Annotated in this window: 16 protein-coding genes and 2 pseudogenes; 6 read left to right on the plus strand and 12 right to left on the minus strand. The window is 58.6% G+C overall.

The window, feature by feature from the left end; all coding sequences use genetic code 11:
* Positions 1–212: pseudogene (locus tag KGA82_RS16460) on the plus strand (hypothetical protein); the annotation flags it as partial.
* A gap of 114 nt (positions 213–326) precedes the next feature.
* Here the strand turns inward: KGA82_RS16460 and msrQ are convergent.
* From msrQ to KGA82_RS16490, 6 genes are all read right to left on the minus strand, one after another.
* Positions 327–947 carry a protein-methionine-sulfoxide reductase heme-binding subunit MsrQ gene (gene msrQ / locus KGA82_RS16465; RefSeq protein ID WP_223451288.1) on the minus strand — a complete coding sequence of 207 codons (621 nt, stop codon included), beginning with the start codon at positions 945–947 and terminating at the stop codon, positions 327–329.
* A complete protein-coding gene (gene msrP, locus KGA82_RS16470; protein WP_223451295.1) occupies positions 947–1,960 on the minus strand; it encodes a protein-methionine-sulfoxide reductase catalytic subunit MsrP in 1,014 nt (337 codons plus the stop codon). Before msrP ends, msrQ begins: the two co-directional genes overlap by 1 nt.
* 58 nt (positions 1,961–2,018) lie before the next feature.
* Positions 2,019–2,873 carry a CDP-diacylglycerol--serine O-phosphatidyltransferase gene (gene pssA / locus KGA82_RS16475; protein WP_008033154.1) on the minus strand — a complete coding sequence of 285 codons (855 nt, stop codon included), beginning with the start codon at positions 2,871–2,873 and terminating at the stop codon, positions 2,019–2,021.
* 144 nt (positions 2,874–3,017) lie between these two features.
* Entirely contained in the window at positions 3,018–4,034 is a 1,017-nt protein-coding gene (gene ilvC, locus KGA82_RS16480) for a ketol-acid reductoisomerase (RefSeq protein ID WP_003228216.1), read from the minus strand.
* A gap of 48 nt (positions 4,035–4,082) precedes the next feature.
* Positions 4,083–4,574, minus strand: coding sequence for an acetolactate synthase small subunit (gene ilvN / locus KGA82_RS16485; RefSeq protein WP_003205610.1), 492 nt, complete (start codon positions 4,572–4,574; stop codon positions 4,083–4,085).
* Between the two features lie 2 nt (positions 4,575–4,576).
* Positions 4,577–6,301: an acetolactate synthase 3 large subunit gene (locus tag KGA82_RS16490; protein WP_192227972.1), complete on the minus strand. Its 1,725-nt coding sequence runs from the start codon at positions 6,299–6,301 to the stop codon at positions 4,577–4,579.
* Between the two features lie 400 nt (positions 6,302–6,701).
* Between KGA82_RS16490 and KGA82_RS16495 the strand changes: the two genes are divergently transcribed.
* Positions 6,702–7,121, plus strand: coding sequence for a DUF4124 domain-containing protein (locus tag KGA82_RS16495; RefSeq protein WP_223451297.1), 420 nt, complete (start codon positions 6,702–6,704; stop codon positions 7,119–7,121).
* Positions 7,122–7,233: 112 nt separating this feature from the next.
* Here KGA82_RS16495 and KGA82_RS16500 read toward each other — a convergent pair whose 3' ends face one another.
* Genes KGA82_RS16500 through mrcB form a run of 3 tightly spaced genes read right to left on the minus strand, consistent with a single transcriptional unit; the run spans position 7,234 to position 10,644 of the window.
* The gene (locus tag KGA82_RS16500) at positions 7,234–7,569 is read right to left on the minus strand and encodes a YqcC family protein (protein WP_008036409.1); all 336 of its coding nucleotides are present in this window, start codon (positions 7,567–7,569) and stop codon (positions 7,234–7,236) included.
* On the minus strand, positions 7,569–8,303 hold the full coding sequence (locus KGA82_RS16505; RefSeq protein ID WP_192227975.1) for a hypothetical protein: 735 nt from the start codon (positions 8,301–8,303) through the stop codon (positions 7,569–7,571). The genes KGA82_RS16500 and KGA82_RS16505 overlap by 1 nt, the downstream gene beginning before the upstream one ends.
* Before the next feature lie 16 nt (positions 8,304–8,319).
* A complete protein-coding gene (gene mrcB, locus KGA82_RS16510; RefSeq protein ID WP_223451299.1) occupies positions 8,320–10,644 on the minus strand; it encodes a penicillin-binding protein 1B in 2,325 nt (774 codons plus the stop codon).
* A gap of 117 nt (positions 10,645–10,761) precedes the next feature.
* Here mrcB and KGA82_RS16515 point away from each other — a divergent pair, with 117 nt between their 5' ends.
* From KGA82_RS16515 to KGA82_RS16530, 4 genes and pseudogenes are all read left to right on the plus strand, one after another.
* Entirely contained in the window at positions 10,762–12,318 is a 1,557-nt protein-coding gene (locus tag KGA82_RS16515; protein WP_223451301.1) for an AAA family ATPase, read from the plus strand.
* A 91-nt stretch (positions 12,319–12,409) separates the two neighbouring features.
* Positions 12,410–12,754 carry a pentapeptide repeat-containing protein gene (locus KGA82_RS16520; RefSeq protein ID WP_008033166.1) on the plus strand — a complete coding sequence of 115 codons (345 nt, stop codon included), beginning with the start codon at positions 12,410–12,412 and terminating at the stop codon, positions 12,752–12,754.
* Positions 12,755–13,012: 258 nt separating this feature from the next.
* Positions 13,013–13,285, plus strand: a complete 273-nt coding sequence (locus KGA82_RS16525) for a TfoX/Sxy family protein (RefSeq protein ID WP_007971093.1) — start codon at positions 13,013–13,015, stop codon at positions 13,283–13,285.
* A gap of 14 nt (positions 13,286–13,299) precedes the next feature.
* Positions 13,300–13,419 (plus strand): annotated as a pseudogene (locus KGA82_RS16530) (cAMP-binding protein); the annotation flags it as partial.
* 362 nt (positions 13,420–13,781) lie between these two features.
* Here the strand turns inward: KGA82_RS16530 and KGA82_RS16535 are convergent.
* The 3 genes from KGA82_RS16535 to KGA82_RS16545 are packed head-to-tail and all read right to left on the minus strand — an operon-like array spanning position 13,782 to position 16,412.
* Positions 13,782–14,639, minus strand: coding sequence for a ChaN family lipoprotein (locus KGA82_RS16535; RefSeq protein ID WP_223451308.1), 858 nt, complete (start codon positions 14,637–14,639; stop codon positions 13,782–13,784).
* Positions 14,640–14,661: 22 nt separating this feature from the next.
* Positions 14,662–15,429, minus strand: coding sequence for a heme ABC transporter ATP-binding protein (locus tag KGA82_RS16540; RefSeq protein ID WP_008036387.1), 768 nt, complete (start codon positions 15,427–15,429; stop codon positions 14,662–14,664).
* Positions 15,429–16,412, minus strand: coding sequence for a FecCD family ABC transporter permease (locus KGA82_RS16545; protein WP_223451328.1), 984 nt, complete (start codon positions 16,410–16,412; stop codon positions 15,429–15,431). The genes KGA82_RS16540 and KGA82_RS16545 overlap by 1 nt, the downstream gene beginning before the upstream one ends.
* Positions 16,413–16,443: the final 31 nt, after the last annotated feature.

The raw sequence follows: 16,443 nt of genomic DNA on the forward strand, positions 1-16,443 counted from the left end.
CTGTCAAGCGGTTATTTTCAGAAGTTTTCAAAGTTTCCTTTGCAACTTCAACCACTTGCGCTTCCGATCTCTCGTTAGCGGGAGGCGAATTCTACAGCGTTACTCGCTGCTGTCAACACCTCTTTTTATCCGCTTTCGACCGAGAAGATCGAACCGTCAAAAGAGCCAAACAACACCGCTCTTTCAACTCCTTCTGGGCTTCGATGACCTGAAGCAACTCGCTGTCGAAAACTGCGTAACTCTTTGTTTACCAAGGAGTTTTCCGTTTCGACTGCGCCGGAAGTGGGGCGAATTATAGACTTCCAGAATCTGCCGTCAACACCTAATTATGCTTTTCTTTCAGAAGGTGTCTTTTTAGCTATTAAACGCGGAATTCGACGAGCGACAGGCGGTAACCGCAACACCAATAGCAGTGTGCCTATAGAGGCATAGACAGCCCACTCCTTCAGATCGGCACGCACGATCCACAACATATGCAGCAAGCCAAGACCGAGAACACCATAAGCCAGTCGATGCAGCTTCTTCCAGCCAGCCCCCAGCCGACGTTGACTGTAGCGGTTGGAGGTTATCGCCAACGCCAGCAAACAAAGGAACCCCAGCACACCGACAATAATGTACGGCCGCTTGCGCAACTCGACACCCAGCTGCGACCAATCAAAGCCAAGAATGAACGCTATATAGCCACTCAGATGGAGAACTACATAAGCGAAGCACCACAACCCCAGCTGTCGTCGGACAGCAATCCACCCCGCCCAACCGGTGAGTTTCAGCAAAGGCGTGAAACTCAATGTAATAAGCAGCAGTACAAGCGTCCCCAACCCCAACCGATCAACCAGCACCTTGCCGGGATCCGGCCCCAGCACATCCGCCCAAGCCAGATAGAGCCAAAGCAACGGCCACACCGCAGCAGCGATGAAGACACTCACTCGCCAGAACGGATATCGCATCAGTAGTTCTTCCGCAGATCGAGCCCTGTATATAGAGAAGCAACTTCGTCCGAGTAGCCGTTGAACATCTGCGTGTCACGCACATTGGGCTTGAACAGACCGCTCGGTAAACGACGCTCCCGAGCCTGCGTCCAGCGCGGATGATCGACTGTCGGATTTACGTTGGCATAGAAGCCGTACTCGTCCGCAGCAATGCTTTGCCAGGTGGTTTTCGGTTGCTCGCTGACCAGACTGATCCGCACGATGGATTTGACGCTCTTGAAGCCGTACTTCCACGGCACCACCAGGCGCAGAGGCGCGCCGTTCTGGCTAGGCAACTCACGCCCGTACATGCCCACTGCAAGAATCGCCAACGGATTCATCGCCTCGTCCAGACGCAGCCCTTCTACATAGGGCCAGTCGATCAGGGCAAAACCAGAGCGCTGCCCTGGCATGGTCTTAGGGTCCTGCAGCGTTTCGAAGCGAATGAATTTTGCCTTGGAGGTTGGCTCAACAACATTGAGCAACGCAGAGATGGGAAATCCGATCCATGGAATGACCATCGACCAGGCCTCTACACAGCGAAGACGATAGATACGTTCCTCCAGCTGATAAGGCTTCATGAAGTCCTCCAGCGCATATCGCCCCGGCTTACCCACCTCCCCGTCCACCACCACGCTCCACGGTTCGGTTTTCAGAGAACCGGCGTTGGCGGCCGGATCACCCTTGTCGGTACCGAACTCATAGAAGTTGTTGTAGTGGGTCGCGTCCTTGAACGGCGTGATCACCTCATCCTTGACGGTGACCGCGCCCCACTTGGTAGAAGGCAGTTTTTCGGCAAACCAGGACGGCGCGTTGCCCGCCTCGACATCAGCGTATCGCGCGGCATCGTCAGCACTGGCCCAACGCGGCAAGCTGCTCACAGCCAAGCCGGCAACGGCGGCGCCCAATACATTACGACGAGATAGATAGAGGGATTCAGGCGTGACATCCGACTCATGGCAGTCGGATGACTTGGGGACTTTGATCAGCATGGCAACTCCGCAGCATTGGAGGACAGATGCACCAATAGACTGCGGAGTATGAGGGAAATTACACGCTTTTGTGCCGACGAAGACGTAACAGGTATTGAACCGGGCCAGACGCTGCATAGGCGAGGAAAACCAGCAGCAGGATGCGCGGCGGATCACTGAACACGACGGCAAACACCAGCACCACGGCCAGGATCGCCACGAAAGGTACGCGCCCTTTCAGGTCCAGCTCCTTGAAGCTGTTGTACTTGATGTTGCTGACCATCAGCATGCCGGCGGCCGCAACCATCAGCGCAACCAGGAAAGACATCTTGGAGCCCTGAATACCGTAATCGCTGAACGCCCAGACAATACCCGCAACCACACCCGCCGCAGCCGGACTGGCCAGGCCGATGAAGTAGCGCTTGTCGGCGGTGCCCACCTGGGTGTTGAAACGTGCCAGGCGCAACGCAGCGCCGGCGACATAAATAAAGGCGACCATCCAGCCGACCTTGCCCATATCACCCAAGGCCCAACCAAATGCCAACAGTGCCGGCGCGACACCGAAGGCGACCATATCGGACAGCGAGTCGTACTCGGCACCGAAGGCACTCTGGGTGTTGGTCATACGGGCAACTCGACCGTCGAGACCGTCGAGCACCATGGCGACAAAAATGGCGATCGCGGCAAACGCAAAATACTTGCTCGCGCCAATCGCATCACCTGCACTCAAGGCACTCTGGGCACTCATTGAATTGATGATGGAATAGAACCCTGCGAACAGGTTCGCAGTGGTGAACAGATTCGGCAGAAGATAGATACCACGATGCCGGACTTTACGGCCTTCAGCGTCATGCCCTTCTTCGACGTGTTCATCGATGGGCAGCAGGCTTTCGGCGTCAGAAGCCTGGTTTGGCTCTTCGGGACGTTCGCTCATGGACATTACCTTGCAACGGGGTGGAAAGTTTCGACAGGTGTCTGGGACGACGGTTCGGCCACAAACGATGCAGCTTTATACCAGAACCAGCCTCCTAAACGAAAAAACGCGGCCTAGGCCGCGTTTTCCGTACAAGTGTGCGACTTAGTTTTTGGCTTTGTCGACGATCTTGTTGGCACCGATCCACGGCATCATGGAGCGCAGTTGCTCGCCGATGATTTCGATACCGTGAGCGGCGTTGTTACGACGCTTGGCGGTCATCGAAGGATAGCCGGTTGCGCCTTCGCTGATGAACATCTTGGCGTATTCGCCGTCCTGAATACGTTTCAGGGCGTTGCGCATGGCCTGACGGGATTCGGCGTTGATCACTTCCGGACCAGTCACGTACTCGCCGTATTCAGCGTTGTTGGAGATCGAGTAGTTCATGTTGGCGATACCGCCTTCGTACATGAGGTCAACGATCAGTTTCAGTTCGTGCAGGCATTCGAAGTAGGCCATTTCCGGCGCGTAGCCAGCTTCAACCAGGGTTTCGAAACCGGCTTTGACCAGTTCAACGGTACCACCGCACAGAACGGCTTGTTCGCCGAACAGGTCGGTTTCGGTCTCGTCCTTGAAAGTGGTTTCGATGATGCCGGTACGACCGCCACCAACGCCGGCAGCGTAGGACAGTGCAACGTTTTTGGCGTTGCCGGAAGCATCCTGATAGATAGCGATCAGGTCAGGGATACCGCCGCCTTTGACGAACTCGGAACGCACGGTGTGGCCCGGTGCTTTCGGCGCGATCATGATCACGTCGAGGTCAGCGCGCGGAACAACCTGGTTGTAGTGGATCGCGAAGCCGTGGGAGAAGGCCAGGGTGGCGCCTTTCTTGATGTTCGGCTCGATTTCGTTTTTGTACAGGGAGGACTGGAACTCGTCCGGGGTCAGGATCATGACCAGGTCGGCAGCCGCAACAGCGGAAGCAACGTCGGTCACTTTCAGGCCGTGAGCTTCGGCTTTGGCAACGGTCGCCGAACCTTTACGCAGGCCAACAGTGACGTCAACGCCGGAGTCTTTCAGGTTGCACGCTTGAGCGTGGCCTTGGGAACCGTAACCGATGATGGCAACTTTCTTGCCCTGGATGATCGACAGGTCGCAGTCTTTATCGTAGAAAACTTTCATGAATTTCCCCTATATATCCAGGCCGTTCAGGCCATTCGCTAATTTGGTTTAGATGCTGAGTACTTTGTCGCCGCGAGCAATACCGGTTACGCCGCTGCGGACGGTTTCCAGGATCGACGCGGTGCCGATGGACTGAATGAAGCTGTCGAGCTTGTCGCTGGTACCGGTCAATTGAACGGTATACACGCTAGCGCTGACATCAACGATCTGCCCACGGTAAATATCGGTGGTGCGCTTGATCTCGGCGCGCTGGGCGCCGGTGGCCTTGACCTTGACCAGCATCAGTTCGCGCTCGATGTGAGCACTTTCCGACAGGTCGACCAGTTTGACCACTTCGATCAGCTTGTTCAGGTTCTTGGTGATCTGCTCGATGATCTCATCGTGACCAACGGTGGTCAGCGTCAGACGCGACAAGGTCGGGTCTTCGGTTGGCGCCACGGTCAGGCTTTCGATGTTGTAGTTGCGCTGCGAGAACAGGCCGACTACACGCGACAGAGCACCGGGTTCGTTTTCCAGAAGCAAGGAAATAATGTGCCGCATGATTAAGTACGCTCCGTCTTGCTCAGCCACATATCGCGCATGGAGCCGTCTTTGATTTGCATCGGATAGACGTGCTCGCTGGTGTCGACCGCAATATCGATGACCACCAGGCGATCCTTCATGGCGAATGCTTCTTCCATCTGCGACTTCAGATCTTTCGAGTCGGTGATGCGCACGCCGACATGGCCATACGCCTCTGCCAGCTTGACGAAGTCAGGCAACGATTCCATGTAGGAGTGCGAGTGACGGCTACCGTAGCTCATGTCCTGCCACTGACGAACCATACCCAGAACGCCGTTGTTCAGGATGACGATTTTGACCGGCAAACCATATTGCAGACAGGTGGACAGTTCCTGAATGTTCATCTGGATACTGCCCTCGCCCGTTACGCAGGCGACGTCGGCATCCGGAAAGCTCAACTTGATACCCATGGCCGCCGGGAAACCGAAGCCCATGGTGCCCAGGCCACCGGAGTTGATCCAGCGGTTCGGCTTGTTGAACTTGTAGTACTGCGCCGCGAACATTTGGTGCTGACCCACGTCGGAGGCAACAAAGGCATCGCCCTTGGTCACTTCGCACAGGGTTTCGATCACGGTCTGCGGCTTGATGACACTGCCGTCGCCCTTGTCGTAAGGGAACAGGCCGCGATCACCGCGCCACTCATCAACTTGCTTCCACCAACTGGCAACGGACTCCTTGTTCGGGGTCTCGCCGATTTCCTTGAGGATCGCGACCATTTCGGTCAGGACGCTTTCCACCGGACCAACGATCGGCACGTCGGCCTTGATGGTCTTGGAGATCGAAGCCGGGTCGATGTCGATGTGAATGATCTTGGCATTCGGGCAGAACTTCGACGCGCCGTTGATGACACGATCGTCGAAGCGTGCGCCGACTGCGAGGATCACGTCAGCATGGTGCATCGCCAGGTTGGCGGTGTAGCTGCCGTGCATGCCGAGCATGCCGATGAACTGACGGTCGGTGCCAGGGTAGGCACCCAGACCCATCAGGGTATTGGTCACTGGCAGGTTGAGCATCTTCGCCAACTCGGTCAGCGGCGCGGAGCCGCCACCGAGAATCACACCGCCGCCTGCGTACATCACAGGGCGCTTGGCCGCCAGGAGCATTTCGGCTGCCTTGCGGATTTGTCCGGAGTGACCGCGAACGGCCGGGCTGTAGGAACGCAGCTTGGCTTTTTTCGGGAAGATGTATTCGAACTTCTCGGCCGGGTTGGTCATGTCTTTCGGGATATCGACAACGACCGGACCAGGACGACCGGATTGCGCCAGGTAGAACGCTTTCTTCATGACTTCCGGGATTTCCGACGCGTGCTTGATCATGAAGCTGTGCTTCACGATCGGCCGGGAGATACCGATCATGTCGGTTTCCTGGAACGCATCGGTGCCAACCATGTTGCTAGGCACCTGGCCGGAAATGACCACCATCGGAATGGAGTCCATGTAGGCCGTGGCAATACCGGTAATGGCGTTGGTTGCGCCCGGGCCGGAGGTCACCAGTACCACACCGGCTTTACCGGTGGCACGGGCGTAGCCGTCAGCCATATGGGTCGCAGCCTGCTCGTGGCGAACCAGGATGTGGGTCACTTCCGGTTCTTTGAACAGGGCATCGTAAACATGAAGAAGAGCACCACCCGGGTACCCGTAGATGTACTTGACGCCTTCGTCACGCAAAAAGCGGACGAGCATCTCACCGCCAGATAAAAGCTCCACGTTGTTCACCTCTAAAACGCCAGAATACCGCCCACATACAAGAGGACGGGTCTTAATAGGTTTACTTCTCGGCAGAGCATGAGCGACGGTGGTCGCCGACTACGTCAGCACTGACTGAGCAAGTATTGGGATCGTCCCAAGTGTTGCGGGGCTTTCCCACCCAGCGCGAGGTAACGCGTTGCGGGTGTAACAGGTCGGCGCGGATGTGCGCCTCATGATCTGCCGAGTGGGTCTGCTTCTGGCAGTCCCTCTACAGCGGACTTTGGATTCTTCTGTTTCGTCCCCTGCAAGTCAAGTCGTCAATGTGCTTTATTGAAGTAAGCACATGAGAAAGCAAGAAAAAACCGCTAAACAGCAACTGTGTTAGCTTCAATTGCGCAACCCAATACAAGGAAATGGCATGCGAACGTTTTTCCTGACCGCCAGCCTGCTGATCGCCATCAGCCCTTTGTGCATGGCCGCTCAGATTTACACGTGGGTCGATGAACAAGGCGTTACCCACTTCGATGCGCAGCCGCCCCAGGGCCGGGAAGCCAAGACCGTGGTCACGCCCTCCCCTGCAAACAAGCCGGCTACGCTGCCCCGCAGTAATGCCATTGGCGATCAACAGGCCATCGATAAGAGCGTTAAAAAACAGGTCGCCGAGCAGCAAGCGCAGCTAAAGGTATTCTGCGAGCAGGCGCGGACGAACCTGGCTCAACTGCAGAACAATCCGCGGATACGGGAGGATGTCGAGGGTGAGATGCGCCGCCTGACCGACGAGCAACGTCAGGAACGGACTGCTGAAGCGCAAAGACAGATCGCTGAAAACTGCCAGTAGGAGCCGAGCTTGCTCCGGGCGGCATTCCGACGAAGGCGGCCTAACATTCAAAAGATATGTTGAATGTTAGGCCGCCTTCGCGAGCAAGCTCTGCTCCTACAGGAGAGCGGGGTCAGCGGGAGGCGGTGATCAGTTGGTCGAACTCTTTGAGCAGCACCTGCAACTGCCGATCCTTGCCCTGGACATTGCGGCTGGCGAAGACCATTTCCGCCATCTCCTGAATGCCCGAGGCATTGGGCAACGGCAAATCCTGCTCGAGGATCGCTTTCATGCGCGGCAGGAAAATCCATTGCAGCCACTGCTCGAAATCCAGCGTATCGACCGAGAACGGCTCGACACTGGACAGCGCTTCAACCGATGGCGAGACCTCGTCCCACCACCCCTGAACCCGCAACTCGCGCTCGATCAACAACAGCTGCTCGGCAATTTTCGGAAAGCGTGCGTCCATCACAGCGAAACCTTGGCCTTCTGACGGGCCAGTGCAGCGCCAGCGGAATCACCCTGCTTATCACGTGCCTGACCGATCAATTCCCACAGACTGGCCTGAAGTGCCGGACGCCCATTGGCGAGGGTTAGACCACGACGAGCGAACTGCTCGGCTTGTGCCGCATCACCTTGGGCCATGCGAACCTGCGCCAGACGATAAAGCACTTGCGGCTCGCGCGGTGCAACACGCTGGGCGCGCTCCAGACTGGAAGAAGCACCGTTGAGGTCACCGCCAGCCTGTTGCTGCTGAGCAGTGGTCAGCAGCGCCAATACCGGACCGTCCAGTTGTTCATCGGCTGACAGGCCACCGACGCTCGACGAAGGAATCCCGCTCGGTGTCGATGGCATGCTGTAGCTGCCCTGATTGATCGGGGCCGACTGGACTGGCGAAGTGTCGATCGGACCCGAAGTGATCGGGCCTGGCGTAATCGGCGAAGTGCTGATCGGTGCCGATGCAACTGCACCGCCACCCGGCACCATCACCACGACGCCGGTGTCACCTTGCGGGATCGCCTGGGTCTGGGATTGCACAGGACGTTTAACCGTCGTTTGACGAAAACCACCATTGGCCGAAACACGCTCACTGTTGGAAACGGCGCTGCCGGAATCCACAACCGGAATCGAACCACGCTGTACGCTGGAGCAACCGCTGAGCAAAGCCACGGCGGCAACCGCTGGAATCAACCATTTGTTCACTTGAAACCCTCTTTGCTTAATTCATCCAGCCCTTGACCCAATCCATCACCGTTTCACCGTTAACAGGGCTTTCGCCACCGCAAGCAGCGCCGGGAGGCGGTTCGCTGCCGCGAATATACGGCATCTGCACGGCGCCTGGGCAGTTGGCATCAGAGCCTTGTCCGGTATGTGAATCGACCCAGGCCTGAACCACATTATCCGGCTGCGGCATGTCCAGCGGCAACGGATCAGCCTTGCGCATGAAACTGGTCCAGACCTGCAACGCGCCAGTGGCACCGGTAAACGGGGTCTTGCCGTTGTCATCGCGACCCAGCCACACCACCGCCAGCAAGTCCTGACTGAAACCGGCGAACCAGCTGTCTCGCGAATCGTTACTGGTACCGGTCTTGCCCGCCAGCGTCAGGGTTTTCGGTAACACGTTGTAAACCGAACTGCCGGTGCCTTCGCGCATGACCCGCTGCATGGCACTCTGGATCAGGTAAATGGACGCCGGATCGAAACGCTGCTGAATCTGGAACGGATAGCGCTTGAGCGGCTCGCCTTCCGCCGTCAGCACGCTACGAATCCCGCGCATCGGCGTATTGAAGCCACCGTTGGCGAGGGTCTGGTACATGGTCGCCACTTCGATCGGGGTCATGCCGCCGGCACCCAGCAGCATCGACGGGAATGCCGGAAACTCGCGACTCACCCCCAGTCGAGCCAGCGTCTTCAAGACATTCGGCACGCCCACCGCCAACCCGAGACGCGCGGTCGACAGGTTGTAGGAGTGCGCCAGCCCTTGATAAAGGAAAACAGTGCCATGGGAGCGGCGATCATAGTTTTGCGGTTTCCAGACCTGCCCATCCGCGCCTTTTACCGAGAAGGATTCGTCTGACAGCCAACTGGTCAACGTGTACTGGCTAGGTTTCTCAAGGGCTGTCAGATAAACCGCCGGTTTGATCAACGAACCGATCGGTCGCACAGCATCCAGCGCCCGGTTGAAACCGGCGAAGCTCGCCTGGCGACTGCCGATCATGGCCTGGACTTCACCGGTTTCCGGGTTGGTCACGACCATCGCTGCTTCAACGTCATCGGAGCCTTTGCGACCGGACAAGCGCTTGAACGTATCGTTGACCGACGCTTCAGCTTTCATCTGCAAAATAGGATCGAAACTGGTGAAGATCCGCAGGCCTTCTTCGGTCAAGTCTTCGTCGCGATAGTCTTCGCGCAGTTGACGTTTAACCAGGTCGAGAAACCCAGGGAACGAACTGTCGGCCAGTTTGCCGCGCGTCGTCACGCCCAAAGGCATTTTCTTCGCCGCCGCGACCTGCTCGGCGGAGGCGACGCCTTGCTGCTCAAGCACATCGAGCACCAGGTTGCGCCGCTCGAGCGCCCGTTCCGGATTGCGACGCGGGTTGTAATAGGACGGTCCCTTGACCATGCCCACCAGCATCGCGACTTGATGCAGTTTCAGCTCGGACAACGGCTGCCCGAAGAAGAACTGGCTGGCGAGACCGAAACCGTGCACCGCGCGCTGGCCATCCTGACCGACGAACACTTCATTGAGGTAAGCCTCAAGAATCTCCCGCTTGTCGTAATGCAGCTCAAGCAGCATCGCCATCATGGCTTCGGTGAGTTTGCGGCTCAGGCTGCGTTCGCTGGTCAGGTAGAAGTTCTTGACCAACTGTTGCGTCAGGGTACTGCCGCCCTGGGTCATCTTGCCGCCAGAGGTGTTGACCCAAATGGCGCGGACAATCGACTTCGGCGACACGCCCCAGTGGCTATAGAAGTCCCGGTCTTCTACAGCGACCAGGGTTTCCAGCAGATACGGCGGCACCTGATCGATGTTGATCAGAATGCGGTCTTCGAGATTCTTCGGATAAATCCCGCCGATCAGCAGCGGTTCCAGCCGCACCACAGAAAGCTTCGAACCGTTGGTCGCCGAAAGTTCAGCCACGTAGTCGCCGGAGAAGCGCACGCGCACGGGCTGGGCGTTCTCCATGCCTTCATAGAACTGGAAACCACGGGTATTCAAGTCAACGGTGTTGCCGTTGACCGATGCTGCGCCGGGGCCGTTGCTCACGCTTTCGCGGCGATAGCCCAGGGCGTCGAGCTCGGTGAGGAAGTCTTCCTTGCTCAGCTTCTGGCCGGTGAACAGCTCGAGCGGGCGCGCATACACCTTGGCCGGGATAGTCCAGCGCTTGCCGGAGAACTTCTCCTGGACAATAGCGTCGAGGTAAACCGCGAACCCGGCGAGCACCACAAGGCCGACCAGACTGAGTTTAAGGGCCCAGCCCAGCCAAGGGCGCAGGCCCCTGGAAGGTGGTTTTTTGGGGGTACGGGGGGATCGAGTACGAGTCATGGCGCCGGATTATACGCACTTTATTCATACTCAACAGGAGCCCGCCGAGGTTTGCGTCGGGCGGACTTGCGGCCATAATGGCGGCCGTGAATTTTCCCAGACTCTGAAGGAACGCCTGTGAGCCAGCCCCTGATCGCCGCCCTGCAAAACCCGGCCCTTTACCCGCATCCGGTAGACGGGTTCCAGCTCATCGAAACCCACATCTCCTGGGTCATTCTCACAGGCGCTTTCGCTTATAAAGTGAAGAAGCCCGTCAACTTCGGCTTCCTCGACTTCACCAGCCTCGATGCCCGCGAGCATTTCTGTGGTGAAGAACTGCGCCTGAACCAGCGCCTGACCAATGATTTGTATCTCGAAGTGTTGCCGATTACCGGCAGCGCCGAAGCGCCACAACTGGGCGGCGACGGCCCGGTCATCGAATACGCGCTGAAAATGCGTCAGTTCCCACAGAGCCAACTGCTCAGCACACTGCAAGCCAACGGCGAATTGACCACCGCGCACATCGACGAGATGGCCGCACAGATTGCGCAATTCCACCTCACCGCACCAAAAGTGCCTGCGGAACACGAAGCCGGCACGCCGGACAGCGTCATGGCGCCAGTGCGGCAGAACTTCGAGCAGATCCGCCCGTTCCTGAGTGACAAGGCGGACCTGCTGCAACTCGATGCCTTGCAAGCCTGGGCCGAAAGCAGCTTCGAACGCCTCAAGCCACTGTTTGCCCAGCGCAAGGCCGAGGGGTTCATCCGCGAGTGTCACGGTGACATCCATCTGGGCAACGCCACCGTGATCGATGGCAAGGTCGTGATCTTCGACTGCATCGAATTCAACGAGCCGTTCCGCTTCACCGACGTCTATGCCGACACCGGCTTCCTGGCGATGGACCTTGAAGACCGTGGCCTGAAGAGCCTGGCCCGTCGCTTTATCAGCCAATACCTGGAGTTGACCGGCGATTACCAGGGCCTGGAACTGCTGAACTTCTATAAAGCCTACCGTGCGCTGGTTCGCGCCAAGGTCAGCCTGTTCAGCATGCCGGCCGAGGCCGACCCGGTGCAGCGCGCTACTACCCTGCGCCAGTACCGCAACTATGCAAACCTGGCGGAAAGCTACAGCACCATTCCTTCGCGCTTCATGGCCATCACCCACGGCGTTTCCGCTGTTGGCAAAAGCCACGTGGCCATGCGCCTGGTGGAAGCGCTGGGCGCAATTCGCCTGCGCTCCGACGTCGAGCGCAAACGCCTGTTCGGCGAACAAACTGTCGCCAACGATCCGCAAGCCGGCATTTATAGCGCCGACGCCAGCGCCGCAACCTACACTCGCCTGCATGAAATCGCCGCGGTCATCCTGCGCGCCGGTTTCCCGGTGGTAGTCGATGCCACTTACCTCAAGCGCGACCAGCGCGACGGCGCGGCGAAAATTGCCGAAGCCACCGGCGCGCCGTTCCTGATCCTTGATTGCAACGCGCCACAAGCGGTGATCGAAAGCTGGCTGGCCCTGCGCCAGACAGACAAAAAGGATCCATCCGACGCCAACCTGGCCGTTATCGAAGCGCAGCAAGCCAATCGTGAAGCCCTGACGCCAGAAGAGATTCTGTGCAGCAAACGCGTGCAGACCAATGAAAGCGGGACCCTCGACACCGTCGTTGCGCAAATTCGCCAACGCCTGCCGGGCCTGTAAGAAAGTATTTCAGCCGTGGAGCCTTCGCTGGCTTCACGGCTGTCAAATAGTGGCACTATACTGGCGTCATAAAACCAACAGGTGATGTGACATGAGCCAGCCGAAACTTCTCGACACCCCGCTTTATGCCTTACTGCACAAAGACGACATCACAGGTTTCAACAACGAACGTCCAAAAGACGGACCTATCGACATGGTCGGTGGTGACTTCCGAGGCCTGGACCTGCGTGAACTGAATGCCGACGGCATCGACTTTACCGATGCTTACTTCCGCTCTGCCGACTTGCGCGGCATCGATTTCAGCAACTCAAACCTGGAAGGCGCAAGCCTGGCCCACGCGCAGATCTCCGGCGCCTACTTTCCACGAGAGCTGAGTGCCGACGAAATTCTGATGTCGATGAATTTCGGTACACGCCTGCGTTATCGAACCCGTTAAAAACGACCGATAACTGACATGTCCAGTGCTCAGCCTTGGCGCCCCCCGCCTTGCGCTGGACTGTGGGTGTTTTCAGCTTGAGAACTTGACGCCCTTCCGCCTTTTCCTACCTTGCTCGCGTATTTTTACGCTGCACATCGGAGTCGCTTCTTAGAAGCATTTGCTCCGAAACCGACCAAACAATCACGCTTTTCCTACTGATGGCTACACTCCTCAGAAGCTTGCCCACGCACCGTTCGGCCGTCGCAAGGAGGCTTGATGAATGATGAACTGCAGCACCTGAAGAATCTTGGCAAGACATCGGCGCAGTGGCTGCATGCCGTGGGCATCCACAGCGCCTCGGACTTGCGTCGCCTGGGGGCGGTGGATGCCTATCGGGCTGTGCGCACGCGCGGGTTCCGGGCATCCAAGGTGTTGTTATATGCGATCGAAGGCGCGCTGATGGATGTGCATTGGAACGACATCCCCGCCGAGCGCAAGGAAGCCCTGAATAAACAGTTGGAAGCGATCTCGTCACGCCACAAGAATTGAACGGGAGCGAAGGAGAGTTTCTCAGCCTCACTCAAAGCAATCCGAAGATCGCCCACAGCCTGATCGAGAGCGTGGACCGACGCATTGACCTGCTGAACAAGCACACCACGCAGCTGAGTTCATCAGGAATGTAGTCTGAAGCCCAATGATTTCGGGGCTTCTCGCCAAGCAACTGACAATTTTCGAGGAAATGAAAAATCAGCGGTTGACTTGGTAATGAGAATCGCTATGATTATCACAACTGGTCGCGAGACTGGTCGATATTTGAAAAGCCCTTGGTTCGGACTCTCAGATATCTCCTCATCAGGCTAATCACGGTTATTTGACCCGGCTCTTGCCGGGTCTTTTTTTGCCTGAGCAAAAGTCCCCCGGCAAAACCGATCCCCTGTAGGAGCCGGCTTGCTGGCGATGGCGGGTTATCAGTCAACGCATTTAGTGACTGACCCATCGCCATCGCCAGCAAGCCGGCTCCTACAGGGGGATCTGTTGCCGTTGCTTAGGGTTTTGATTCTGGCTGGCCCTTGCGCATCTCTGCACAGTAATCCGGCGCCGGCGTGGCAGGCGTGTACCAGACGTAATCGGCCATCGCCGCTGTGACTTCGCCGCCCTGCTGCGCCAGCATTAAAACCACGGGCACTTCGGGCGCTCCCAGATCAAGCGCATGGATCGGCACACCGACATCCTTTCGCGCGTGGTAAGCGCCGGCGAACAGCAATGAAGGGGTGGGTGCAGCCAACAGCCGTTCGGCCATGCGCCGGTCACGTTGCTGCTGGACGGCGAGCATCGCCGGCATTTGCGATTCGGGCAGCAGGCCACAATGGGAACCGCTGATCTGTGCCAGTAACTCATCCTTGACCGACATGGCATTGGAGCGAGCGCCGCTTAATGTCGGCGGCCGGGCGTAAAAAGCACGCACCTCGACTGTGTCCAGATTGGCGGCCAGCAGCGGATACGGTTGGGCCAGGGCGAAACGAACGATCGGCCCATACAGATTCCAGTCCCAGCCAGGTTGCCAGGCTAATGCACCAGGCAAATCCGAGGGCAGCGTCGAGGCGTGGCGAACGTCATCGACACGCAGCTGTTGATCCGGCGTGAGCATTTCCAGCAGCAGGCTGCCTTGCGGGCGCCGCTCTCCCAGCGCCTGCAATAACCAGCGTTGCAGTTCATGGTGATCGCGATTGTCATGCTGCTCCCCCACGATCAGTCGCGACGGCTTGGCCAGACGCGCCAGCAGTTCCTGCGCCGTCAGCGTCTGACCACTGCGCAAGTCGCGAATCTCGCCGGTGACCGGCGGCGTCGAAACATGCTGACAAGCACTCAGCATCAGCACCGCCAGAATCACCATCACACGCATACCCACACCCTCTATCAATGACTCAGCGGGCGATGATCAGCGGATGCCCACGCTCCGGGTGCTGCTGCACCAAGACGTCCAGCCCGAATACCGCCTTGAGCGGTTCCGGACGCAACACTTGCTCCGGGGTATCGAGCGCGACCGGCCGCCCGCCTTCGAGCAGTAACAGGCGATCACAATAGCGCGCCGCCAGGTTCAGATCATGCAGGATCACCAACACGGACGCGCCGCGATCGGCGAACTCGCGCACCGCTTGCAAGGTGGTGTGTTGATGCAGCGGATCAAGCATCGAAGTCGGCTCGTCGAGCAACAGCGTTTGCCCCGCCTCGCCCGGCCAGAGTTGCGCCAGCACCCGCGCCAGATGCACCCGCTGGCGTTCGCCGCCGGACAACGCCAGATAGCTGCGACCACTCAAATGCCCGGCATCGGCGGCCTGCAATGCGGCGGCGACGATTTCGTCATCGCGGACCCGGCCGGTCTGGTGTGGCAAGCGCCCCATGCCGACGACTTCCTCGACGCGAAAGGCGAAGTTCAAGGTCGATACTTGTGGCAACACCGCCAGGCGTTGCGCTCGTTGCGCGCCGGTCCAGTCACGCAACTCGCGCTCATCGAGCCACACGCTGGCGTGATCAGCCTGCAACTCGCCGCACAAGGCACCCAGCAACGTGCTTTTGCCCGCACCGTTAGGTCCCAGCACGCCAAGGACCTCTCCCGGTTTGAGTTCAAGCGTAATATCCATCAGGACAATCTTGCGGCCTCGGCGGATGTGCAGATTTTGCGTTCGCAACATCAGGCACGCCCTCGCAGCATTAGATAAAGAAAGACCGGCGCACCGATCATCGCGGTGACGATTCCGATCGGCAGCTCCGCCGGCGCCAAGGCCAGTCGCGCCACCAGATCCGCGAACAACAGGAGACTGGCACCCGCCAGCACCGAGGCCGGCAGCAACACCCGATGATCGGGACCGGCCAGCAGACGCACCAGATGCGGCACCACCAGCCCGACAAAGCCGATCATCCCCGCCGCCGCCACTGCCGCGCCGACGCCCAACGCCGTGCAAAACACCAACTCACGCTTGAGCTTTTCGACGTCGATGCCCAGGTGCCCGGCCTCCGACTCTCCCAGCAACAACGCATTCAACGCCTTGGCGCGACGCGGCAACCACAGCGCCACGCCGGCACTGATCAACAGTAACGGCCAGAGTCGCGAATAACTGGCACCGTTCAGACTGCCCAGATTCCAGAAGGTCAGCGTTCGCAAAGTCGTGTCGTCTGCCAGGTAAGTAAACAGCCCCACGACCGAGCCGGCCAGCGCCGTCAAAGCGAGACCCGCCAACAGCATGGTTGCGACATCGGTTTGCCCGTTGCGCCGACCCAGTCGATACACCATCGCTGTCACGCCGAGCCCGCCGAGAAACGCGCACAGCGATAAAAGGTACGGCCCGAGGAATTCCGGCAACCCACCAAACGCCGAGCCGCCGACAATTGCGATGGCCGCGCCTAATGCCGCGCCACCAGAAACGCCCACCAACCCCGGATCGGCCAATGGGTTGCGAAACAAACCCTGCATCGCCACACCCGACAATGCCAGCACACCACCCACCGCCAATCCCAACAAGGTACGCGGCAGGCGAATCTGCCCGAGGATCAGCTCGGCCTGCTCCAGTCCGTCAGGCGCAAAGGGCAGGCCGATCATGCGTAACGCTGCACGCAAGGTATCGAGCAACGGCAGGCTCACCGGACCGAGCGCCAACGACAGCCAGATCGCCAGCAAACACAGCAGGCTCAGGCCGATGAACAACGCC

The organism is Pseudomonas sp. BF-RE-22, assembly GCF_019956155.1.
Taxonomy (GTDB): Bacteria; Pseudomonadota; Gammaproteobacteria; order Pseudomonadales; family Pseudomonadaceae; genus Aquipseudomonas; species Aquipseudomonas migulae.

Bases quoted from the DNA above. Each gene is read 5' to 3' on its own strand.
- msrQ (WP_223451288.1), bottom strand. From the start codon at position 947: ATGCGATATCCGTTCTGGCGAGTGAGTGTCTTCATCGCTGCTGCGGTG.
- msrP (WP_223451295.1), bottom strand. From the start codon at position 1,960: ATGCTGATCAAAGTCCCCAAGTCATCCGACTGCCATGAGTCGGATGTC.
- pssA (WP_008033154.1), bottom strand. From the start codon at position 2,873: ATGAGCGAACGTCCCGAAGAGCCAAACCAGGCTTCTGACGCCGAAAGC.
- ilvC (WP_003228216.1), bottom strand. From the start codon at position 4,034: ATGAAAGTTTTCTACGATAAAGACTGCGACCTGTCGATCATCCAGGGC.
- ilvN (WP_003205610.1), bottom strand. From the start codon at position 4,574: ATGCGGCACATTATTTCCTTGCTTCTGGAAAACGAACCCGGTGCTCTG.
- KGA82_RS16495 (WP_223451297.1), top strand. From the start codon at position 6,702: ATGCGAACGTTTTTCCTGACCGCCAGCCTGCTGATCGCCATCAGCCCT.
- KGA82_RS16500 (WP_008036409.1), bottom strand. From the start codon at position 7,569: ATGGACGCACGCTTTCCGAAAATTGCCGAGCAGCTGTTGTTGATCGAG.
- mrcB (WP_223451299.1), bottom strand. From the start codon at position 10,644: ATGACTCGTACTCGATCCCCCCGTACCCCCAAAAAACCACCTTCCAGG.
- KGA82_RS16520 (WP_008033166.1), top strand. From the start codon at position 12,410: ATGAGCCAGCCGAAACTTCTCGACACCCCGCTTTATGCCTTACTGCAC.
- KGA82_RS16525 (WP_007971093.1), top strand. From the start codon at position 13,013: ATGAATGATGAACTGCAGCACCTGAAGAATCTTGGCAAGACATCGGCG.
- KGA82_RS16535 (WP_223451308.1), bottom strand. From the start codon at position 14,639: ATGCGTGTGATGGTGATTCTGGCGGTGCTGATGCTGAGTGCTTGTCAG.
- KGA82_RS16540 (WP_008036387.1), bottom strand. From the start codon at position 15,429: ATGTTGCGAACGCAAAATCTGCACATCCGCCGAGGCCGCAAGATTGTC.